This is a genomic window from Bradyrhizobium sp. SZCCHNS1050 (genome assembly GCF_032484785.1).
Classification (GTDB): Bacteria; Pseudomonadota; Alphaproteobacteria; order Rhizobiales; family Xanthobacteraceae; genus Bradyrhizobium.
The window spans coordinates 5,276,619-5,298,142 of the sequence record NZ_JAUETR010000001.1 but is presented as its reverse complement, the minus strand read 5'-3'; the positions used below and the strand labels follow the sequence as shown (position 1 = coordinate 5,298,142).

Sequence of the window (21,524 nt, the reverse complement as noted above, 5' to 3'; positions counted from 1 at the left end):
AATTTTGCTGCAAACGATGCATCGATTGTCGCAGTCGCCGATTAACCTAAGATAAAATGCCGCAACCGTTGAAATACGGGTCGCTGGACCCCGTTCACGGACGGCCGCAATCTCACAAGACCTGTCGCCGGCGTGTCTCCTCGATACGAGCCAGACAGAACGGCCCAACCATGTTGCCGCCGTTGATGCAGGAAACTGGATCAATCGGTGCGAACCGTTTGCAGGAAGCGCAAGAGCGCCAGCAGGTTGGTTCGGCCGGCGGTGATGTTGATCGGCTCGACGATTTTGCCGATGCGGGTCGCGGCCTTCGACAGCCCGCCGAGGCGATCGGTGGTCGCGCGCGCCTGGCCGGCTGCCTCGCCCGCCATCCGCGCCGACCGGCCCACGAAAAAAGGGCGCGGCCTCGCGGCCACGCCCTGGTCTGGTCGGGATCTGCGCGCCGGGATCAGGCTGCGCGCACGGTGTCCAGGAAACGTCCAACCTCGAGCTTCAGTCGGTTGCTGTCGCCGGACAGCATTTGCGCCGCCGAGAGCACCTGGGACGACGCCGAGCCGGTCTCGCCGGAGCCGCGCTGCACCCCGGCGATAGCCGCGTCATTCCAGCTCGATCGGCTGATAGGCGCCGGTCTCGTCGAGCGCCGTGCCCCAGATCTTGTGCGAGGCCTGATGTTCGGCGGGGCCGAAGTTGAGCGAGGCGCCAAGACCGAGATCGATGTTGCGCATCGACTCCAGCGTATCGATCAGCCGCTCGGTATCGAGCTGCGGACCGGCCTGCTTCAGGGCCTGAACCAGGATACTCGCCTCGATGTAGCCCTCGAGCGAGGTGTAGTCCGGCGGTTCGCCGGGGAAGTGTCGAGCCAGCGCGGCCTTGTAGTCGAGCACCACGCTCGAATAGCCGGAGACGGCGGGAACGGTCTGGGTCACGACGACCCCGGCCGCGTAGCGCGAACCGAGCAGCATGAGCTCATTGGCAAGCGCCGATGCGCCGACCGCCGACACATTGACGAAGAGGACGCCGGGAAGCGCATCGCGCGCCTTTTCGATGAACTTCGCCGCCGCGCGCGAGGTCGCGACCATGATGACCGCGCGGACGGGCACCTTCTGGGCCTTGAGCTGGTTGATCGCCGGCTCCACATCCACGGTGTTGCGGGTGTAGTTGACGCGCAGGATCGCGGCGTCGCTGAGGCCGAGGACGCGAAACGCCTTTGCCACGCCGGCAAAGCCTGCATCGCCGAACGAATCGTCCTGCGCGAACAGCGCAATCTGGCGTGGCGGCACGCGGCGCAGCTTCACCAGGTAACGGACCAGCGCATCAGCTTCTTCCGAATAGCTCGGACGATAGTTGAAGACGTAGCGGTCCGGCGGATCGTGGCGCGAGACGTTCGCACCGGTATAGGGGCTGAAGAACAGCATCCGGCGCTCGAGCGAATATGGGATCGCGACGGCCGCCGTCGCGGTCCCGAAACTGCCGACGAAGCCGAACACGCGCTCCTTTTCGTAGAGCTGCTTCATGGCGTCGAGCGTGCGGTTCGGATCATAGCCGTCATCGGCGACGACGAGCTTGAACATCCGGCCATTGACCCCGCCGGCGTCGTTGGCGCGGTTGAAGGCGGCTTCGATGCCGACCTTGAGCAGCCGACCCGATTCCTTGTTCGCGCCCGACAGTGGCAAGACGCTGCCGAACGTGATGTCGCGCTCCGTGACGCCGCGAACCGATGGAGCAGGCACGGCGCTCGTCGCACCAGCCGCAGCGATGGAGGGCGCAGAGTCCGGCAGCGCGCCGGCCGCCGTTGCGGGCGCGCCGATCGATCGCTCGATGTCTGCGAGCTGAAGCTCGGCCCGCCGGCAGTCCTGACGGCCACTCGCCACGGCCGCGCGACCGTCGGCGATGGAGCGGTCGAACTCGCGCGTCAGCTCGTTGCGATCGCCGTCGTCGCTCGACGCCTCCCGGATGACGGCCTGGAACTTGCCGATGATGGCCTGGATCCGCGGCCGAGGGATCTCGCTGCAGGCAAGGGCCGCTCCGATGGCGGGACCGATCCTGCCGCCGAGGTCGCGCACGACGGCGAGGTTGTCGCCGGGCGCGGCACCGACCGAGGTCGTGAGCATGAGGGTGAGGATGATCACCGAGGAAGTCGCGAGCGATCGCATCCGGTTCACCACCTCGTGGCGGGGCCGGAGGTCAAGGAAGGCCATCATGACGGGATTTGAACTCGTTGAGACACGCTGGTCGGATCGTTAATTGAGCTAGTGAGATTGCCCCGGCCTGTCAGGCCGCGCGGACCGTCTGCAGGAAGCGGCTGACCTCGCGCTTGAGGCGGTTGCTGTCTGTCGACAGCCCCTGGGCCGCCTCCAGCACCTGGGTCGAGGCCGAGCCGGTCTCGGTGGCGCCGCGCTGCACGTCGGTGATGTTGACGGAGACCTGCTGCGTGCCGTGCGCCGCCTGCTGCACGTTGCGCGAGATCTCCTTGGTCGCGGCGTTCTGCTCTTCGACAGCGGCTGCAATCGTCGAGGAAACCTCCGACAGCCGCTCGATGCTGCCGGAGATCAGCCTGATCGCCGCAACCGATTCCTGTGTCGCCGCCTGGATGCCGGCCACCTGCTGGCCGATCTCATCGGTCGCCTTGGCGGTCTGCTCCGCCAGCGCCTTGACCTCGGCGGCGACCACGGCGAAGCCCCGCCCCGCCTCGCCGGCACGCGCCGCCTCGATCGTGGCGTTCAGCGCCAGCAGATTGGTCTGCCCGGCAATGCTGTTGATCAGCTCGACCACGTCGCCGATGCGGCTCGCCGCGCGCGACAGCTCGCTCACCCGCTCGTTGGTCTTCTTCGCCTGCTCGACCGCTTCGTTGGCCATGCGCGCCGATTCATGCACCTGGCGGCCGATCTCGGTGACCGAGGACGTCATCTCCTCGGTGGCCGAGGCGACGGATTGCACGTTGGTCGACGCTTCCTCCGACGCAGCCGCCACCGTGGTTGCGAGCTCGCCGGCGCGGACCGCCGTCTTGCTCAAGGTATCCGCCGAGACTTCCAGTCTGGACGAAGCCGACGAGACCGTCTCGACGATCTCGCCAACGGCGCTTTCGAAGTCGTCGGCCATCTTGTGCATGTCGGCCTTGCGGCGGGCCAGCGCCCGCTGCTCGGCTTCCTTCTGCTCCGCTTCCAGCGCGTGACGTGCGACCGCATTGCTCTTGAACACCTCGACGGCGCCGGCCATCTCGCCGATCTCGTCGCCGCGTCCTACGCCGGGGACCTCGACGTCGAGACGGCCGCCGGCGAGGCTCTTCATCGCGCTGGTCATGCGATGCAGAGGGCTGGTGATGCCGCGCCCGACGAGCGTCGACACGACGAGCAGGATCAGCAGCACGATCCCGGCCGCCATCAACGACTGCCGCGTCGAGGCCCAGGCCTGAGCCGAGAGGTCATCGATATAGACGCCGGTCCCGACCAGCCAATTCCAGGGTGCGAAGCCTGCGACATGGGTGAGCTTGGGCTGCGGCGTCTCGGAGCCGGGCTTCGGCCAATCGTAGTCGACGAAGCCGCGGCCATGCTGGCGAACCACGTCGATCATCTCTTGGAACAGCTTCTTGCCGTTCGGATCCTTCATGTCCGCGACGTCCTGCCCGATCAGCTTGGTCGAGATCGGATGCATCAGCATCTTCGCGGTCATGTCCGTGACGAAGAAATACTCGTTGCCGCCATAGCGGAGCTGGGAGGCGCGCTCCAGAGCGCGCTTCTGCGCGTCGGCGACCGAGATCGTCCCCTTCTGCGCGGCAGCATGCTCCTCGGCGAAGATGGCGAGCGCGAGCTCGGTCAGATGCCGCAGCTCGAGCTGCTTCTGCTGCTTGAGGCCGGCAGCGAGCTCACGGGAATTGAAGGCAGTCAGGCCGATCAGACCGAGGAAGCTCAGACCGATCAGGGCGTAGATCTTGATCCCGATGGTGAGCTTGAGGCGATGAGGCATTGCAAACGACATGTCAGTCTCCACGGGCGCGACTCATGCTTGGGGCGCTCGGGGACAGATCACGTCGACGGTCGGGGGGCTCGCCCTCGTCGTCACGCAAACGGGCCCGCAGCCCACGCGTGGAAGCTACGGAACCCAATATTAAGTCTGGTTAAGACGATGTCCGTGCAAATACGGAGCAACGATCGAAAACTGATCGTTGCCCGTCCAGATCGGTAACGCGCTCCGGCTTGCCGTGCGACGCGTCGTCTCGTGCCATGCGACCGAACGAGAGAAGCGCCGTCTGCCCGTGGGACTCGACTGCGCGTTGGCCGCGAACGTCCGGACCCTACGCGCCGATTCTTAACACAAGTTAAAAACGTAGATTGACTACGCAGGTTAGTTTGCCGGCGTCGATGCAACGCGAGACAACGCAAAAGGCCGGAGCGTTCGATGCTCCGGCCTTTTAATCCCCTGCGCAATCCGAGTTGGCCGCTTCCGCGTCTCGGCGTTACGCCGCCCGCACCGAACCGAGGAAGCTCGCGACCTCCTGCTTGAGACGGTTGCTGTCGCCGGACAGCGCCTGTGCCGCTGAGAGCACCTGGGCCGAGGCCGACCCGGTCTCGGCCGCACCGCGCTCGACGTCGGCGATGTTGGACGAGACCTGCTGCGTGCCATGCGCCGCCTGCTGGACGTTGCGCGAGATCTCCTGCGTCGCCGCGCCCTGCTCTTCGACGGCGGCTGCGATGGTCGAGGAGATTTCCGACAGCTTCTCGATCGTGGAGGAGATCTCCTTGATCGCGCTGACCGACTCCTGCGTTGCGACCTGGATGCTCGAGATCTGCTGGCCGATCTCGCCAGTCGCCCTCGCGGTCTGCTCCGCCAGCGCCTTGACCTCCGAGGCGACGACCGCGAAGCCGCGGCCGGCGTCGCCGGCGCGTGCGGCCTCGATGGTGGCGTTGAGCGCCAGCAGGTTGGTCTGGCCGGCAATCGTGTTGATCAGTTCGACGACGTCGCCGATGCGGGTGGCAGCCTTGGACAGCTCGCTGACGCGCCCGGTCGTGGTGCGGGCCTGGCCGACGGCGTCGTTGGCGATGCGCGCCGATTCCTGCACCTGACGGCTGATCTCGGTGACCGACGAGGCCATCTGCTCGGTCGCAGACGCCACCGACTGGACGTTGGTCGTGGCTTCCTCCGAGGCGGACGCAACCGCCGTCGTCAAGCCTTGCGAGCGCGTCGCGGCCTGGGTCAGCGTGGTGGCGGACTGCTCGAGCTGGCTCGAGGCCGACGAGACGGTGTTCACGATCTCGCCGACCGCGGCTTCGAACTGCTCGGCCAGCCGCTGCATGTCGGCCTTGCGCTGGCGCGCCGTGATCGCGTCCTGCGCGCTCTTTTCCTCGGCCTCGGCGCGCGCCTTCTCCTCCGCATTGCCACGAATCACCGTTACGGTCTTGGCGAGATCGCCGATTTCGTCACCCCGCGATGCGCCGGGAATGGCGATGTCGAGCCGGCCGCGCGCCATCTCGCCGAGCGCCGCGTTCAGCCGCGTCAACGGCCGCGCGATCCCGAGGAACGAGAACACGACCGAACCGATCACCGACAACAGAACCGCCAATCCGACAAACAGCGTGATATAGCTCGCCTGCGCGGCGACCTGGTCTGCCTCGAACCGCGCGCTCGCGTTGCGCGCGCGCGCGTCCTGGATCGCAGAGGACATCAGCTCGCCGGCCTCGCCGAGATAGATGAGCGTGCGGTCGCGCAGCACGGCCTCCTTGATCCCCTCGGTCTTCACCACCTCGTCGTTCGCGGCGACGAAGTCCGAGGCGAGGCCATTGAGCTTGGTGATCGTGGCCTGGATCTCGCGGTCGTCGGCCAGCATGCGGGCGTCGGTCAGCGAGCTCTTCAGCCCCGGCACCGTCTGCTTCACCGTCAGGATCGTCGCGGCATCGCCAGTCATACCGAACCGCCAGGCCTGCGACCGCATGTAGTTCAACTTGGCATCGGCAGCGTGAAGCTGGCGCTCGACCCGCTCGCGGAAGGCGAGCTTCGGCAGCGACGGCGAGGCGAGCAGAGCCTTCAGGCTGGTGTTCCAGTCGTTGGAGACAGCACTGCGCTTTTCGATCTGCGTCAGCAACTTCTTCTGCGCCTCGGCGAGATCGACCGCTCCCGCGGCATAGCTCGTCATCAGCTCCTTGATCCGGGTCAGCCGGGCGCGATTGTCGGCGGTCGACACGTTGGCGAGTGCGGCGTCGATGTCCGTCACCATCCCGGTCGAGAACTGCTGAATGTCGGCGGCTGCCTTCTCTGCCTCGGCCGGCGCACGCGCCAGCCGCGCCGAACGGCCACCGAGCTGGGTCTGCTGCATGTTGATGCTGGCCGACAGCACGCTCTCGACGACGCGCCGCGCGCGCTCGGCCTGCTGATTGGCGTGGTTGACCGCTCTTTCCGCCATCAACTGGTTAGCGATCATGCCGACGGCGAGAGATGCGCCGATGGCGCCAGCGAGCCCGAGTTTGTAGCCGATCCGATTCAGTTTCATTGCCCTACCCACAGATGGACGCGTCACGCGACGGTCCGTACCGGAGGTATAGCGGTGAGGTCCCTAGAGACCGTTAATTTACGGGAGTTATCGGGCATTACACGCAAAAAACTTCTGCTTTTTCAGTGTGCGTCCCGATGCTTATGGCGGCACGGCGGCGCTGCCGCGCCGAGCGACGGCTCACAAACTAAGCAGATGATGAGATCGGGACCGAGGCTCAGCACGTCGTTCCAAAATCCGGCACAGGCCGACGCAGCCGGCAGTCGGCCGACGCGCAGTTAGCGCATCAGCCCGAGCGCGTCGGCGAAAAACTGCGGCCCACCGAAATTGCCGGACTTCAGCGCCAGCAGCATGTCGCCTGCGTCGGCGCCGATCGTGCGAAGCACGGGCACGCCGGCCGCGATCTCCGGACCGACGAGGAAGCCCGGAATCCCCAGCCGATCAACGACAGCGCCCGAGGTCTCGCCGCCGGCGACGATCAACCGCCGCACGCCGGCCTGGATCAGCCCCTCGGCGAGATCGGCCATCGCCTGCTCGATGGCGTGCCCCGCCGCCTCGCGGCCGTGCCTGGATTGCAGCGCGCTGACCTGATCCGGCGTCGCGCTGGAGGCAATCAGCACAGGCCCCTTGGCGATGCGCTCACGCGCCCAGGCGAGCGCGCGCTGCGTCTCGTCCGGACCGGCGACCAGACCCGCCGCATCGAGATGCAGCACCGGCATGATGGTCTCGGCCTGCGCGATCTGCTGCAACGTCGCCTGCGAGCAGCTGCCGGCGAGGCAGGCGGCCAAGCCGCCGACGGGGGCATCGGCGTGATGCGCCAAGCCGTGGGAATGCACGCGCCCGGCCTCGACCAAAGCGCGCGCCAGACCGAGCCCGATGCCGGACGCGCCGACGGAGACCCGGCTCTTCAAGGCGGCCGCACCGATCGCGGTCAGGTCCGCATCGAACACGGCGTCGACGATCGCGGCACCCATGCCCTGCCCGGCCAGTTCCTGCAGCCGGTGGCTGATCGCCTCCGGCCCATGCACCACGGTGGCGAGATCGACCAGACCGATCTTCCGTCGGCTTTGCCGGCCGAGCACGCGCACCAGATTGGCGTCATGCATCGGGTTGAGCGGATGATCCTTGAGCGGGCTCTCATTGAGCGGCACGCCGCCGACGAACAGGTTGCCCTGATAGACGGTCCGCCTGGTTTCCGGGAACGCCGGCGTCACCAGCACGATCGTTTCACCGGCATCGCCCGCCAGCGCGTCCATGACAGGACCGATATTGCCGGCGTCGGTGGAATCGAACGTCGAGCAGATCTTGAACAGCACGTGGTCGGCGCCTCGTGCGCGCAGCCATGCGTCGGCCTCGCGTGAGCGGGCCACGGCAAGCGACGCCTCAATCGAGCGGCTCTTCAGCGACACCACGACGGCATCGACCTCGGGCAGCGTGAGGTCATCAGCCGGTACGCCGATGGTCTGCACCGTGCGCAGGCCGGCGCGGGTCAGGGTGTTGGCGAGATCGGAGGCGCCGGTGTAGTCGTCGGCGATGCAGCCGAGCTTCAGGCTCACGGCTTCACTCCCTTGTAGGGCGCGAACCAGCCGAGCCCGTCCTCGGTGCGGCCGCGCGGATTGTACTCGCAGCCGACGAAGCCGGCATAGCCGAGCCGGTCGAGCTCCCCGAACAGGAACGGATAGTTGAGCTCCTCGCCGTCGGGCTCGTTGCGCGAGGGAATGCTGGCGATCTGGATGTGGCCGATGATGTCCATCATCTCGCGCAGCCGCATCGTGACGTCGCCATGGATGATCTGGCAATGATAGATGTCGAACTGCAGCTTCAGGTTCGGAATCTTCAGCTCGCGGATCAGATCGCGGGCGAAGCCGAAATCGTTGAGGAAGTAGCCGGGCACGTTGCGCGGATTGATCGGCTCGATGACGATGTCGAGGCCGTGGGGCGCGAAGAACTCGGCCGCCCATGCGACCGATTTGTAGTACGCCTCCACCGCCTTCGGATCGCTGCGCTCGGCGATCCCCGCCATCATGTGCAGCCGCTTCACGCCGGTCGCCATGGCATAAGGCAGCGCGGTCTCGAGGCTCGCCTTGAGATCGTCGAAGCGCTCCGGCAGCGCCGCAAAGCCCTTCTCGCCGGCATCCCAATTGCCGGGCGGCAGGTTGAACAGCGCCTGGGTCAAGCCGTTGCCATGCAGCCGTTGGCCGACCTCCTCGGCCGGATGGTCATACGGAAACAGGAATTCGACCGCAGTGAAGCCGGCCTTGGCGGCGGCCGTGAAGCGGTCGAGGAACGGATGCTCGGTGAACATCATCGAGAGATTGGCGGCGAAGCGGGGCATGGCGTGAATACTCGTCGTGCTGCTACTTGGAGGGGCCCGGCAGCGTCGTGCCAGTGACCTGCGCATACATCCGCGCCACAGAGGCGTCGTCGTCGCGGCCCATGCCGGCGGCCGACGTCATCAGGAACATCTGCAGCGCGGCGGCCGAGACCGGCACCGGAAAACGATGGCTGCGTGCCATGTCCTGGATGATGCCGAGGTCCTTGACGAAGATCTCGACCGCGCTGCGCGGCGTGTAGTCGCCGTCGAGCACGTGCGGCATGCGGTTCTCGAACATCCAGGAATTGCCGGCCGAGGCGGTGATGACCTCATAGACCTTTCTGATATCGAGACCCTGCTTGGCGGCGAAGGCGATGGCCTCGCTGGCGGCAGCGATGTGAACGCCGGCGAGAAGCTGGTTGATCATCTTGAACGCAGCGCCCTGCCCGGCGGCATCGCCGAGCTCATAGAGCTTGGCCGCCATCGCATCGAGCGCCGGCCGCGCCTTGGCAAACGCCGCCGCGCTGCCCGAGGCCAGGATCGTCAGCTCGCCTTGCGCGGCGCGCTGCGCGCCGCCGGAGATCGGCGCGTCGAGGTAGTGCCGGCCGGTGGCTTCGAGCTGCTTCGCCAGCCGCCGCGCAACGTCAGGATCCATGGTCGCGGAGGAGACGAACACGGCGTCCTTCGGCATGGTTTCGGCAGCACCGCCCGGGCCGAACAGGATGGCTTCCGTCTGCGCCGCATTGACCACGACGCTGACCACGATATCGGCGCCATCAGCCGCCTCGGCGGGAGTCGTCGCGCCCTTGCCGCCGTCGGCCACGAAACGCGCCACCGCGTCCGCCGAGACGTCGCATCCGGTCACCTCGAAGCCTGCGCGCTTCAGCGAGGTCGCCATGCCGAATCCCATCGAGCCAAGCCCGATCACGGCGACGTTCAATTGCGATGGCGACGGCATGCGGCAGATCCCTGAAGCGTTTCCCGGAGAATGTCCGGTTGCCCCGGACTGCACCCTGGGTATCACGGCTTGGCCGCGTTGCCAAAGCGTGAGACAAAGCGGCAAAACAGCGACATGCGAGGAAAGACCCGTGGCGGAAACTGCGATTCGCGAGGCCATCTGCCGGTTCGGCCGCTCGCTGTTCGAGCGCGGGCTGACGCCGGGATCGTCCGGCAACATCAGCGTGCGGCTCGATGATGGCGGCTGGCTGGTGACGCCGACCAATGCCTCGCTCGGCTTCCTCGATCCGGCCCGTTTGTCGCGGCTCGATGCCGAAGGGCGACTGGTCTCGGGCGATGCACCGACCAAGGAGGTGCCGCTGCACACGGCGCTGTACCAGACGCGCGACGCCGCGCGCGCCGTCGTGCATCTGCACTCGACCCATTCGGTCGCGATCTCGATGCTGCCGGAGATCGATCCGCGCGCCGCGCTGCCGCCGCTGACACCTTATTACTTGATGCGCTGCGGCCAGACCGCGCTGGTGCCCTATCATCGTCCGGGCGATCCCGCGGTAGCCGATGCCATCAAGGGTCTCGCCGGCAAATACGCCTCGGTGCTGCTCGCAAATCACGGGCCCGTCGTGTCCGGTGACACGCTGGAAGCCGCCGTGTTCGCGATGGAGGAGCTCGAGGAGACCGCAAAGCTCTATCTGCTGCTGCGCGGACTCAACCCGCGTCATCTGTCGCCGCAGCAGGTCGACGATCTGGTCAAAGTCTTCGGCCTCACCCTGCCCGATCACAACGATCATCACTGATCCGCCGGCGGATGGATGGGCATGCAATATTTCGCAACAACGCCGGCCGAGATCGATGCCGCTGTCCGGGTGCTCTACGAGGAGGCCCGCTTCTATCGCTGGTTTCCGATCGCAGCCGACTCCTATGACGCGTTCGCCGCCTCTGATCCGATCGCGGTCAGCGAGCTGCGCGGCATTGCCGAGCGCATGCTGGTGGCCGCCGCGCAGGCGAGATCGCGGGCACGGCGGATCTAGCGTCCCGCCAGCCTGGCCTGCATGCGAGGTAGCCTGCGCCGCCTTGTCGCTCATCAAGCTGCCTTGCCTCGGGAGGACAACGATGCCTAATATTCAGGCAAAGTGCGACTTCGGTAGCAATCAGGGACGGATCGGTCGAGCAAGGACAACACCGGCAGCTCATCGCTGCCGCGGCGCGAGGATGCGCCCCGCTCTTCCACCATCGATTGCAGCCTATCGCTGAGCACGCCCGGAGCACGAAAGGACAGGGCAAAATGCCTCCACATCGGCGTGGGCGCGGCTGTTTGGCCGGATCGGCGGCCCATCTGAGCGGACTGACGCCGGGACCGGGGAATGCCCTTTCGAGCGTTGCATACGCATCTCATCCAGCGCGCAATTTTCACGCGCTGCTCCGCGCCCACGGCGACCCTTGGCATATCCGTTGCAGACATCAGACGGGCCGGATCGCGGGCGCCCGACGGAGCGAGCTGCGATCATGACCGACACGGGACAGGACGACGGAGGGCGGATGGCGGCGGGCGCGAGCTTGGAACTGGTGAAGGTGACGAAGATGTACGGTCACGTCACCGCCGTCGACGCAATCGACCTGCGGATTCCCGCCGGCTCCTATTGCTGTCTGCTCGGCCCGTCCGGCTGCGGCAAGACCTCCACCCTGCGCATGATCGCCGGCCACGAATCCGCGACGTCGGGCGACATCATCGTCGGCGCCAGGAACGTGACCGAGCTGCCGCCCGCAGGACGCGGCACCGCGATGATGTTCCAGTCCTATGCGCTGTTTCCGCATCTGTCGGTGATCGACAACGTCGCGTTTGCATTGAAGATGAAAGGCGTGTCCAAGCCCGAGCGCCACGCCAAGGCACGCGAGCTGCTCGAACTGGTGGACATGCAGAGCTATGCTGGCCGCCTGCCGGCGCAGCTTTCCGGCGGCCAGCAGCAGCGCGTGGCGCTGGCCCGTGCGCTGATCACCTCGCCGCAGATCCTGCTGCTCGACGAGCCGCTGTCGGCGCTCGACCCGTTCCTGCGCCTGCGCATGCGCGCCGAGCTGAAGCGACTGCAGCGCGAGCTCGGGCTCACCTTCGTTCACGTCACCCATGGCCAGGACGAGGCCATGGCGCTGTCCGACCTCGTGGTGCTGATGAATGGCGGCCGCATCGAGCAGCAGGGCAGCCCGCGCGACATCTTCAATCATCCGCGCACCGAATTCGCCGCCCGCTTCATCGGCGGCCACAACGTGATCCCGCTGAACGGCGAGACCTTCGCCGTGCGCGTCGACCGCATCCAGCTCAAGGCGCCGAATGCGGCGATCGACGGCCCGGTGGTGCCCGGCACTATCAGCAAGATCGAATATCAGGGCACCTATGTGCTGGTCGCGGTCGCGACCGACGGTGGCCCCGAGATCTCGGCGCAGCTCAGCGACGATCAGTTCGATGCACAGACCCACAGCATCGGCGAGCGCGTCGTCGTCACCTGGAACATGGCCTTCGCTGACGCACTGACGCCCCGCCCTGCCGCAGCCGCTCCGGCTGCGGAGCTGGTCACCTGATTTTCGTTTGCTCGTTCTTTCCCAAGGAGATGATCATGACTGATCGATCGAAGACGACATCCATCAGCCGCCGCTCGCTGCTCAAGGGCGCGGCGGGCGTTGCCGGTCTCGCCGGCTCCGGCACGCTGCTCAGCGCGCCCTACGTCCACGCCGCCGACGCCAAGGTGCTGCGCTATCTCGGCACCGCCGTGAACGAGGGCGACGAGATCTCCAAGAAGTGCCTCGCCGACACCGGCATCAAGATCGAATACATCACGGCGACGACCGACGACGTCACCAAGCGCGTCATCACCCAGCCGAACTCCTTCGACGTGCTCGACACCGAATATTTCTCGCTCAAGAAGCTGGTGCCGTCGGGCAACATCTTCCCGCTCGACGCGCGCAAGATCAAGGAATTCGACAACATCACGCCCGTCTTCACCAAGGGCGAGCTGCCGAACGGCAAGAAGATCGGCGGCCAGGGCACCGCGCCCTGGAAGGTGCTCTATCTCGACGGCGCAAACTCCAAGACCTTCTCGGCAACCCCGACCGAATGGGTCACGCTGATCCCGACCGTCTACAACGCCGACACGCTCGGCATCCGCCCCGACCTGATCAAGCGCCCGATCAACTCCTGGGCCGAGCTGCTCAACCCCGAATTCAAGGGCAAGGCCTCGATCCTCAACATTCCCTCGATTGGCATCATGGATGCCGCCCTCGTCGTCGAGGCGACCGGCCAATACAAATATGCCGACAAGGGCAACATGACCAAGGCCGAGATCGACCTGACGATGAAGGTGCTGACCGAGGCCAAGAAGGCCGGCCAGTTCCGCGCGTTCTGGAAGGACTTCAACGAGTCCGTCAACCTGATGGCCTCGGGTGAGACCGTGATCCAGTCGATGTGGTCGCCGGCCGTCACCAAGGTGCGCTCGATGGGCATCCCCTGCGTGTTCCAGCCGCTCAAGGAAGGCTATCGCTCCTGGGCCTCGGGCTTCTGCGTCTCCAAGGCGGTGGGCGGCAGCCCGAAGCTCGACTGGGCCTATGAGTTCGTCAACTGGTACCTGTCCGGCTGGGCCGGCGCCTATCTCAACCGCCAGGGCTACTACTCGGCCGTGCTCTCCACCGCCAAGGCCAACATGACCGAGGACGAGTGGGGCTACTGGATGGAAGGCAAGCCGGCGAAGAACGACATCAAGGCCCCCGACGGCACCCTGATGGAAAAGGCCGGCGCCGTGCGCGACGGCGGCTCCTACGAGGACCGCATGGGCAACGTCGTCTGCTGGAACGCCGTCATGGACGAGAACGACTACATGGTCCGCAAGTGGAACGAGTTCATCGCCGCCTGATGTGACCGCCATTGCTGCCGCGCCCGCGACGTCGTGGGCGCGGCAGCTCGTCTCAGACGTTTCGAAACATCCGCACCGGACGACAGGTTTCCCCACGTGGCCGTGACGATCGACAATTCGCCCGACACCGTAGCGCCCGCGGAGAGCACCTTCCGCAAGCTGACCCAGCGCTCGATCGCGTGGCTGCAGGCCGGCCCGATGATGCTGGTATTCGCGCTGTTCTTCCTGTTGCCGCTGGTGCTCGTCGTCGTCGTCAGCGCCTGGGACTACAACGAATATGAGATGATCCCGGCGTTCAGCTTCCGCGGCTATACCGACACCTTCGAAGGCTGCGTCGCCAACCTGCCCGAACTGTGCACGATCCTGAAGACCTATCTGAAGACGCTGAAGCTGTGCCTGCTGACCTGGGGCCTGACGTTGATGATCGGCTTCTGGGTCGCCTATTTCCTCGCCTTCCACGTTCGCAGCAAGACCTGGCAGATCGTGCTGTCGCTGTTGTGCACGATCCCGTTCTGGACCTCCAACGTGATCCGGATGATCGCCTGGATCCCGCTGCTGGGACGCAACGGCCTCGTCAATCAGGGCCTGCAAGGTGTGGGCATCGTCAACAAGCCGATCGAATGGCTGCTGTTCTCCGAATTTTCGGTGGTGCTGGCGCTGGTGCACCTGTTCACGTTCTTCATGGTGGTGCCGATCTTCAATTCGATGATCCGCATCGACAAGCGCCTGATCGAGGCCGCCTATGATGCCGGCGCATCGGGCTGGCAGACACTGGTCAACATCGTCATTCCGCTGTCGAAGCCCGGCATCGTGATCGGCTCGATCTTCGTCATCACCATCGTGATGGGCGACTTCGTCACCGTCGGCGTGATGGGCGGCCAGCAGATCGCCTCCGCCGGCAAGATCATCGAGTCCCGGCTGTCGGCACTGCAATTCCCGGCCGCCGCGGCCAATGCCGTGATCCTGCTCGGCATCACCATCATCATCATCTCCGCGCTGACGCGGATCGTCGACGTGCGCAAGGAGCTCTGAGATGGGAGACAAGCGCCCCCGCTCCTTCTACATCCTTGCGGCCTTCTTCGCAGCCTATGTGCTGTTCCTGTACGGGCCGATGATCGCGATCTACATCTTGTCGTTCCAAGGACCGGATGGCGGCCTGACGTTTCCGATGAACGGCGTGTCGCTGACCTGGTTCGGCAAGGTGTTTTCCGGCGGCGGCATCGTCGACATCGGCGCCGCGTTCAAGCGCTCGCTGGCGCTCGGCCTCGTGGTGATGGTAATCACGGTGGTGCTGTCGGTCGCGGCCGGCATGGCGTTCCGCAAGCCGTTCCGTGGCGCCTCGATCCTGTTCTACACAGCGATCGCCAGCCTGATCATGCCCTCGATCATCACCTCGCTCGGCATCGCGCTGGAGTTCCGGCTGATCGACGACTTCATCAACAAGCACGGCGCCGATGTCGGGCTCGGCTGGCTCGCAGACGGCTACACCACCGCGATGGGCCTGTTCACCTCGGGCCTCGGCGCGCATCTGACCTGGACCTTGCCGTTCGGACTCCTGATCATGTTCGCGATCTTCAACCGCTTCGACGGCCGGCTGGAGGAAGCCGCACGCGACCTCGGCGCCACGCCCTGGCAGACCTTCCGCCACGTCGTGCTGCCGATCATCCTGCCATCCGTGGTCGGCATCGGCCTGTTCGGCTTCACCCTGTCCTGGGACGAACTCGCCCGCTCCAGCCAGGCGATCGGCTCGGTGAATACGCTTCCGCTGGAATTGCAGGGCCTGACGACGACCGTCACCAAGCCCGACATCTACGCGCTGGGCACGCTGACATCGGCGGTGTCCTTCGTCGTGATCTTCGCCGCGCTGTCGGTGATCCTGATGCTGCAGGCGCGGCAGCGCCGCCAGGGGTCCGACGCCGGCAAGGGGATGGTGTAGCCGCGGCGGCTGACCGAACAGTCGCCGCTGTTGCTCGACATCTTAGCCAAAGAGAACTTTGCCTTGGCCCCTGGATTGCTTCGCTGCGCTCGCAATGACGGTTGTGGCGGACACCGCGCCTTCCACGAACGCTGTCATCGCGAGCGCAGCGACGCGATCCAGGGGCCTCGGACGGGACTCTAGATGGCTTCGCTACGCGCCGCGAACACAACGACGCAGAGCAGGCAATTGAACATATCGCCTCACAGCCCCAAATACGCCTTCCGCACATCCTTGTTGCCGCTGATCTCCGCTGCCGTGCCCTGCATCAGCACGCGGCCGGTCTGGAGGATGTAGGCGCGGTCGGCGATCTCCAGGCATTCGGCCATGCGTTGCTCGACGATCAGCACGGTCATGCCGGCGTCGCGGATGCGCTTGACGGCCTGGAAGATCTCGTCGACCAGCTTCGGCATGATGCCCTGCGACGGCTCGTCGAGCATCAGAAGCCGCGGCCGGGTCATCAGAGCGCGGCCGATCGCCAGCATCTGCTGCTCGCCGCCGGACAAGGTCTCGGCGCGCTGCTCGAGCCGCTCGGACAGCCGCGGAAACAGTGTGAATACGAAGTCGAGCGGCTCCTCGCGGTTGGCCTCGCCGCGATAGAGATAGCTGCCGAGCCGCAGATTGTCGCGCACCGAGAGCCGCGGGAACAGCCGGCGGTTCTCCGGCACATAGGCGATGCCCCTGGCCGTGATCAGGTGCTGCGCCATGCCGTCGATGCGGCTGCCGTCGAAGGTGATGCTGCCCGCACGCGGCCGCTCGGCCCCGGCGATCGACTTCAACAAGGTCGACTTGCCCGCGCCATTGGCGCCGGCGACGCAGACGATCTCGCCCTTCTCGACATCGATCGAGATATTCGAGATCGCAACCAGGCCCTGATAGGCGGTGGTGATGTCACGCACCGACAGCATGGCGGTCTCCGAGATAGGCGGAAATGACTTTGGGATCGCGGACGACGTCCGTGGGCTTGCCTTCGATCAGCACCTTGCCGAGATCGAGCACGATGGCGCGATCGACCAGCGGCATCACGATCTCCATGACATGCTCGACCATCAGCACCGTGATGCCGGTGTCGCGCACGCGGCGCACGAGCTCGACGCCCTTCTGTGACTCGACCGGCGTCAGGCCGGTCAGGACCTCGTCGAGCAGCAGCAGCTTCGGCTCAGTGGCGAGCGCACGCGCCACTTCCAGGCGCCGCTTCTCCGAAGGCACGAGATCGCTGGCGAGCACATCGGCGCGGGCGCCGAGGCCACAGAACTCCAAGACCTCATGCGCCTTCCGCCGCGCCTCGCGCATGTTGGTGGTGCGGACGAGCGCGCCGACGATGACGTTCTCGATCACCGTCATGCTTTCGAAGCTTTTCACCACCTGGAAGGTGCGGCCGATGCCGCGCTGGCAGCGTTCGGCGGCCGGCAGCGCGGTGACGTCCTCGCCGTCGAAGATGATGGCGCCTTCGGTCGGCTTGAACGCACCGGCGATCAGGTTGAACAAGGTCGACTTGCCGGCGCCGTTCGGACCGATCAGGCCAACGATCTCGCCATGCCCCACCTTGATGGAGACGTCGGAGTTGGCGGTCAGGCCCGAGAAGCGCTGGGTGATTTTACGGGTTTCCAGCAGCGCGGTCATGACGCCACCGCCTCTCTCGCGGGCTGAACGGCCGGCTTCGGCTTGCGGGAGAACAGGCTGACCAGACCTTGCGGCCGCGCCAGCGAGATCGCAACGATCAGGCCGCCATACACGATCAGGTCGACGCCGCGGCCGGAGCCGCCGATGAAGGAGCGGGTCAACTCGGTCAGCGGGATCAGGATGACCGCGCCCAGCATCGGTCCCCACAGCGTGCCGATGCCGCCGAGCACGGCCGGGAGCGCCATCAAGAGCGAGAACTGGAATCCCATCACGCTTTCAGGATCGATGTAGGACACGAACTGCGCATAGAAGCTGCCGCCGATCGCGACCAGGAAGGCCGAGACGGCCGCCGCGCCCATCTTGGAGTTGAACACGTCGACGCCGAGGCTCTCGGCGGCGACCGGGTTGTCCTTCACCGCGCGCCACCAATAGCCCCACTTCGAATCCTCCAGCCACCAGGTCACGAACCAGGCGACGCAGGCGAGCACGAGTGCAAAGTAGAAGTACGGCAGCTTGGAGCGGGTGAACTGGAAGGTCAGCCACGAGTCACGCCGCACCGGAATGTCGATGCCGAGTGCCGCCCCCGCCCAATCCCAGTTCTGGAACAAGAGCAGCGTGATCTCGGCGATGACGATGGTCGCGATGACGAAGTAATGGCCGCCGAGCCGGAAGCAGGGATAGCCGAGCGCCATGGCGATCAGCGCCGAGATCAGACCGCCGGCGAGCATGCCGAACCACGGCAGCACGCCGAACTTGGTGAACAGAATTGCGGTGGTGTAGGCCCCGAGCCCGAAATACAGCGCGTGCCCGAGCGAGATCTGGCCGCAATAGCCGGACAGGATGTTCCAGCTCTGCGACAGCGCCGCGTACATCAGGGTGAGCACCATGATGTTCTGGACGTAGACGTCCTTGACGAAGAACGGCACGACGGCGGCGATGGCCGCAAGGAAGGCGGCGAGGACGAGGTCGCGCCGACGGCGTTGGATGAATGCCTTGTCCATCAGATCGATCCGAACAGGCCGCGCGGGCGGATGAAGACGACGAGGAGATAGACCCCGTAGATTCCGACAGTCTTCAGCGACGGCGGCAGGATCAGCGTGGTGATGGCCTCGACGAGGCCCACCACGATGCCGCCGGCAAAGGCGCCGAATACGCTGCCGAAGCCGCCGAGCGCCACCGTCACATAGGCGATGGTCGCGAACGACGCGCCGACGTCGGGAAAGACATAGAAGAAGATCGCCATGACCGCACCGGCAAGGCCGACCAGCGCCGCACCAAGGCCCCAGCCGAGTGCGAACACCTTGTTCTTGTCGATGCCGACCAGCGCCACCGCGCCGGCATCCTCACGCGTCGCCTCCAGCGCGCGGCCGAAATCGGTGCGGTGGATGAAGAAGTACAGGCCGGCGAAGGCGGCGATCGCAATGAGGGCACCGACCAGCTGCGGCTGCGGCAGATAGATGCCGGCGATCGAGATCGTCTTGCCGCCCAGCCAGGAGTGCGGAATGCTGCGATAGTCAGGGGTGAAGAAGTACTGCGCGACACCGCGCATCAGCACGGCGAGACCGAAGGTGGAGAAGATCTGCACCATGCCGGTATTGGCCTTCGCCCTGACCGCAAATCTGACAATCAGAAGATAGACCACCGCGCCGAACACGAAGAGAGCAGCGGCGACGATCGGCGCCGACAGCAGCGGATCGAGCGCGAAATAGGCGAACAGGAAGAAGGTCGCGTACATCGCGATCATCAGGAACTCGCCGTGGGCGAAGTTCACGACGTCCATCAGGCCGAAGATGAGCGCCAGGCCGACGGCGATCAGCCCGTAGAGCAGGCCCATCAAGAGGCCGCTGGCGAGACTTTGGATGATTGTTTCTGCTGTCACTTCACTTGCTCCCCGTCATTGCGAGCGAAGCGAAGCAATCCAGACCTTCTTTGCGGCCCCTGGATTGCTTCGTCGCTGCGCTCCCCGCAATGACGGAGCACGACAGATGCTCCGCCATGGTCTCCCCGCCCCTCGGGCCGAAGACGCTTACTTCATCGGCCAGGTGGCTTGGGCCACCGCGGCCTGGGTCGGGAAGATGGTGACGAACTTGCCGCCGACATATTGCAGCAGCACCGGATCGGCGTCGTTGTTCTGGCCGTTCTCGTCGAACTTCACCCGCTTCCACGGCATGATGGTCTGCTCGCCCGGCATGTCGGTCGCGGCCAGCGCGTCGCGGATCTTCTCGCCGTCGGTGGACTTGGCGCGGTTGATGGCGTCGGCCATCACGATCAGGCCCATGAACTGGCGCGACGAGTAGTCGTTGAAGTCCTTGCCCGACTTGGCCTTGAACATGTCGTTGATCTTGCCGACCATCGGCCGCTTGGCGGCGAGATCGAGCGAGAACGAGCCGCGCGAGATCACGCCTTCGAGCTTGTCGCCGACCGCGTCATACAGCGCCTTCTCGGAGAAGCCGGCGTCCTGCGCCACGATCGCATTCGGCTTGTAGCCGAGCTCGGCCATGGTCTTGACCAGCAGGATGCCGTCCGTGGTGTAGCTCGACGGCATCAGCACGTCGGCATTGGCGGCCTTGAGCTGCTGCACCTCGGCCGACAGCGACGGCGAGTTGGCGCGGTACTTGATGTCGGCGACGATCTTGTAGCCGCGCTCGTTGGCGAGCTTGAGCTGGGCATTGCTCGAATCGGTGCCGAAGATGGTGTCCTCGTGGAACAGGGCCAGCGTGTCGATCTTGGTGCCCTTCTTCTTCATCGCGTCGAAGAAGTCGAACATCGCCTGCGAGAACATCTCGTCATGCGGGGCGGCGCGGAAATAATACTTCAGGCCGCGGCGATGCAGGCTCGGCGAGGAATTGTCGGCCGACAGATACGGGATCTGGTAACGCTCGCAGATCTGGCTCGCCGTCACCGCGACGGCGCTCTGATAGGAGCCGATGACGGCTGCGACCTTCTCCTGGGTGATCAGGCGCTCGGCCTCGGCGCGGCCCTTCTGCGGGTCGGCCTGGTGGTCGGCGAACACCAGCTTGATCTTGGCGCCGCCGAGACTAGGCAGGCCTTCGGTGCGGGCGAGCGGCAGATCGAAATCATACTTGCCGTTGATGATTTCCGCCGCGGTCTCGAACGCGCGCTGCGCATCGACGCCGATCTGGGCGCTGGCGCCGGAGAACGGATAGATGACGCCGATCTTCACTTCCGACGTCTGGGCGCGGGCGGCGATCGGACCGAGCGCAGCGGCGGCGGTGGCTCCAAGCAGGACGTTTCGGCGCGTGATGGTCATGGCAAGATCCTCTGATGAAAGCGCATCGATGAAGCGGTTGAGGTCGACGGTAAAGGCTCAATGAGCAGCATGGCTGCCTGATTAGAGGACGGCGAGATCCTTGTTCTTGAGATCGGTGATCAGCATCAGGCCCGGTGCGTGGGTGATGGCGAAGGGCAGCCTGGCCGCAGCGATGACCGCCTGCGGCGTCACCCCGCAGGCCCAGAAGACAGGAATTTCGTCGGCGCCAACCGGCACCGGGTCACCGTAGTCCGGCTTGCTGATGTCGGCGATGCCGATCTGGTCGGGATGGCCGAGATGCACCGGCGCGCCGTGCACGGCGGGAAAGCGCGTCGTGATCTGCACCGCGCGGATCGCCTGCGCCGGCTTGAACGGACGCATCGACACCACCATCGGCCCCGCGAACGGCCCCGACGGCGTGCAGGCGATGTTGGTGCGATACATCGGCACGCGGCAGCCCTGCTCGATGTGGCGGATCGGCAGGCCGTCGGCCATCAGCGCCTCCTCGAAGGAAAACGAGCAGCCGAGCACGAAGGCGACGAGGTCGTCGCGCCAATGCGCCATGAGATCGGTCGGCTCCTCGACCATCTCGCCATCGCGCCAGACGCGATAGCGCGGCACGTCGGTGCGGATGTCGAGATCGGCGCCGAGCGCCGGAATGTGCGGATTGCCCGGATCGGACATGCCGATGATCGGGCACGGCTTCGGGTTGAGCTGGCAGAAGCGGTGGAAGGCGCCGGCGTACTGCTCGGGGATAACAGCCAGATTGCCCTGGACGAAGCCGTTGGCGACGCCCGCCGTGCTCCAGCCCCTGCCCGCGCGATAATCCAGGCGGGCCCGATGGCTCGGGAGAAGATCCGTCTCGCCGGCTGATTGCTGCACTGCCGCAGAAACAGTCATTTGTGCCACTTGCCTAATATCTCGACAAACTCACTGAACATCAGCCATGCTATAAAGTCTAATCTTCGTTTTTAATCAGGATCGATAAGACAAATTGATCCGAGCGGGGC

20 protein-coding genes are annotated in these 21,524 nt (G+C 65.5%); 6 read left to right on the top strand and 14 right to left on the bottom strand.

Annotated features, from left to right (window positions below):
- Nucleotides 1–200 precede the first annotated feature (200 nt).
- The 8 genes from QX094_RS23940 to ltnD all read right to left on the bottom strand — a co-directional run bounded on the left by QX094_RS23940 (nt 201) and on the right by ltnD (nt 9,750).
- Nucleotides 201–413, bottom strand: coding sequence for a hypothetical protein (locus QX094_RS23940; protein WP_410052211.1), 213 nt, complete (start codon nt 411–413; stop codon nt 201–203).
- 32 nt (nt 414–445) lie between these two features.
- Entirely contained in the window at nt 446–577 is a 132-nt protein-coding gene (locus QX094_RS23935; protein ID WP_409999235.1) for a hypothetical protein, read from the bottom strand.
- Between the two features lie 16 nt (nt 578–593).
- Nucleotides 594–2,150, bottom strand: a complete 1,557-nt coding sequence (locus QX094_RS23930) for an ABC transporter substrate-binding protein (RefSeq protein WP_316185173.1) — start codon at nt 2,148–2,150, stop codon at nt 594–596.
- Nucleotides 2,151–2,268: 118 nt separating this feature from the next.
- Nucleotides 2,269–3,972, bottom strand: a complete 1,704-nt coding sequence (locus QX094_RS23925) for a methyl-accepting chemotaxis protein (protein ID WP_315714951.1) — start codon at nt 3,970–3,972, stop codon at nt 2,269–2,271.
- Nucleotides 3,973–4,450: 478 nt separating this feature from the next.
- A complete protein-coding gene (locus tag QX094_RS23920; RefSeq protein ID WP_315749165.1) occupies nt 4,451–6,478 on the bottom strand; it encodes a methyl-accepting chemotaxis protein in 2,028 nt (675 codons plus the stop codon).
- A gap of 278 nt (nt 6,479–6,756) precedes the next feature.
- On the bottom strand, nt 6,757–8,034 hold the full coding sequence (gene otnK / locus QX094_RS23915; RefSeq protein WP_316188166.1) for a 3-oxo-tetronate kinase: 1,278 nt from the start codon (nt 8,032–8,034) through the stop codon (nt 6,757–6,759).
- Complete coding sequence (gene otnI / locus QX094_RS23910; RefSeq protein ID WP_316188165.1) at nt 8,031–8,813, bottom strand: 2-oxo-tetronate isomerase; 783 nt, start codon at nt 8,811–8,813, stop codon at nt 8,031–8,033. The genes otnK and otnI overlap by 4 nt, the downstream gene beginning before the upstream one ends.
- A 22-nt stretch (nt 8,814–8,835) precedes the next feature.
- Complete coding sequence (gene ltnD / locus QX094_RS23905; protein WP_316188164.1) at nt 8,836–9,750, bottom strand: L-threonate dehydrogenase; 915 nt, start codon at nt 9,748–9,750, stop codon at nt 8,836–8,838.
- A gap of 130 nt (nt 9,751–9,880) precedes the next feature.
- Between ltnD and QX094_RS23900 the strand changes: the two genes are divergently transcribed.
- The 6 genes from QX094_RS23900 (at nt 9,881) to QX094_RS23875 (ending at nt 15,581) form a co-directional block, all read left to right on the top strand.
- Nucleotides 9,881–10,543 (top strand): aldolase, encoded by a 663-nt coding sequence (locus tag QX094_RS23900; RefSeq protein WP_316164363.1) that lies wholly within the window; start codon nt 9,881–9,883, stop codon nt 10,541–10,543.
- Nucleotides 10,544–10,564: 21 nt separating this feature from the next.
- Nucleotides 10,565–10,777, top strand: a complete 213-nt coding sequence (locus QX094_RS23895) for a hypothetical protein (protein WP_315714957.1) — start codon at nt 10,565–10,567, stop codon at nt 10,775–10,777.
- 508 nt (nt 10,778–11,285) lie between these two features.
- Nucleotides 11,286–12,320 (top strand): ABC transporter ATP-binding protein, encoded by a 1,035-nt coding sequence (locus tag QX094_RS23890; RefSeq protein WP_315826484.1) that lies wholly within the window; start codon nt 11,286–11,288, stop codon nt 12,318–12,320.
- 35 nt (nt 12,321–12,355) lie between these two features.
- A complete protein-coding gene (locus QX094_RS23885) occupies nt 12,356–13,645 on the top strand; it encodes a PotD/PotF family extracellular solute-binding protein (protein ID WP_315714958.1) in 1,290 nt (429 codons plus the stop codon).
- A 96-nt stretch (nt 13,646–13,741) separates the two neighbouring features.
- Nucleotides 13,742–14,677, top strand: a complete 936-nt coding sequence (locus tag QX094_RS23880; RefSeq protein ID WP_315749156.1) for an ABC transporter permease — start codon at nt 13,742–13,744, stop codon at nt 14,675–14,677.
- A 1-nt stretch (nt 14,678) separates the two neighbouring features.
- Entirely contained in the window at nt 14,679–15,581 is a 903-nt protein-coding gene (locus tag QX094_RS23875; protein WP_315749155.1) for an ABC transporter permease, read from the top strand.
- Between the two features lie 242 nt (nt 15,582–15,823).
- On the opposite strand, the gene QX094_RS23870 is transcribed toward QX094_RS23875, so the two are convergent.
- From QX094_RS23870 to QX094_RS23845, 6 genes are all read right to left on the bottom strand, one after another.
- Complete coding sequence (locus QX094_RS23870) at nt 15,824–16,528, bottom strand: ABC transporter ATP-binding protein (protein WP_316164359.1); 705 nt, start codon at nt 16,526–16,528, stop codon at nt 15,824–15,826.
- Nucleotides 16,512–17,243: an ABC transporter ATP-binding protein gene (locus tag QX094_RS23865; protein ID WP_316164358.1), complete on the bottom strand. Its 732-nt coding sequence runs from the start codon at nt 17,241–17,243 to the stop codon at nt 16,512–16,514. Before QX094_RS23865 ends, QX094_RS23870 begins: the two co-directional genes overlap by 17 nt.
- The gene (locus tag QX094_RS23860; RefSeq protein WP_315715790.1) at nt 17,240–18,244 is read right to left on the bottom strand and encodes a branched-chain amino acid ABC transporter permease; all 1,005 of its coding nucleotides are present in this window, start codon (nt 18,242–18,244) and stop codon (nt 17,240–17,242) included. The genes QX094_RS23865 and QX094_RS23860 overlap by 4 nt, the downstream gene beginning before the upstream one ends.
- Nucleotides 18,244–19,122, bottom strand: coding sequence for a branched-chain amino acid ABC transporter permease (locus QX094_RS23855; RefSeq protein WP_315715789.1), 879 nt, complete (start codon nt 19,120–19,122; stop codon nt 18,244–18,246). The genes QX094_RS23860 and QX094_RS23855 overlap by 1 nt, the downstream gene beginning before the upstream one ends.
- A 147-nt stretch (nt 19,123–19,269) precedes the next feature.
- The gene (locus QX094_RS23850) at nt 19,270–20,514 is read right to left on the bottom strand and encodes an ABC transporter substrate-binding protein (protein ID WP_316185167.1); all 1,245 of its coding nucleotides are present in this window, start codon (nt 20,512–20,514) and stop codon (nt 19,270–19,272) included.
- Between the two features lie 81 nt (nt 20,515–20,595).
- Nucleotides 20,596–21,414, bottom strand: a complete 819-nt coding sequence (locus QX094_RS23845) for a putative hydro-lyase (protein ID WP_316185165.1) — start codon at nt 21,412–21,414, stop codon at nt 20,596–20,598.
- Nucleotides 21,415–21,524: the final 110 nt, after the last annotated feature.

Coding starts and splice junctions, on each gene's coding strand:
- ltnD (WP_316188164.1), bottom strand. CDS start 9,750: ATGCCGTCGCCATCGCAATTGAACGTCGCCGTGATCGGGCTTGGCTCG.
- QX094_RS23885 (WP_315714958.1), top strand. CDS start 12,356: ATGACTGATCGATCGAAGACGACATCCATCAGCCGCCGCTCGCTGCTC.
- otnI (WP_316188165.1), bottom strand. CDS start 8,813: ATGCCCCGCTTCGCCGCCAATCTCTCGATGATGTTCACCGAGCATCCG.
- QX094_RS23875 (WP_315749155.1), top strand. CDS start 14,679: ATGGGAGACAAGCGCCCCCGCTCCTTCTACATCCTTGCGGCCTTCTTC.
- QX094_RS23845 (WP_316185165.1), bottom strand. CDS start 21,414: ATGACTGTTTCTGCGGCAGTGCAGCAATCAGCCGGCGAGACGGATCTT.
- QX094_RS23865 (WP_316164358.1), bottom strand. CDS start 17,243: ATGACCGCGCTGCTGGAAACCCGTAAAATCACCCAGCGCTTCTCGGGC.
- QX094_RS23870 (WP_316164359.1), bottom strand. CDS start 16,528: ATGCTGTCGGTGCGTGACATCACCACCGCCTATCAGGGCCTGGTTGCG.
- QX094_RS23850 (WP_316185167.1), bottom strand. CDS start 20,514: ATGACCATCACGCGCCGAAACGTCCTGCTTGGAGCCACCGCCGCCGCT.
- QX094_RS23920 (WP_315749165.1), bottom strand. CDS start 6,478: ATGAAACTGAATCGGATCGGCTACAAACTCGGGCTCGCTGGCGCCATC.
- QX094_RS23925 (WP_315714951.1), bottom strand. CDS start 3,972: ATGTCGTTTGCAATGCCTCATCGCCTCAAGCTCACCATCGGGATCAAG.
- QX094_RS23895 (WP_315714957.1), top strand. CDS start 10,565: ATGCAATATTTCGCAACAACGCCGGCCGAGATCGATGCCGCTGTCCGG.
- QX094_RS23860 (WP_315715790.1), bottom strand. CDS start 18,244: ATGGACAAGGCATTCATCCAACGCCGTCGGCGCGACCTCGTCCTCGCC.
- QX094_RS23930 (WP_316185173.1), bottom strand. CDS start 2,150: ATGCGATCGCTCGCGACTTCCTCGGTGATCATCCTCACCCTCATGCTC.
- QX094_RS23890 (WP_315826484.1), top strand. CDS start 11,286: ATGGCGGCGGGCGCGAGCTTGGAACTGGTGAAGGTGACGAAGATGTAC.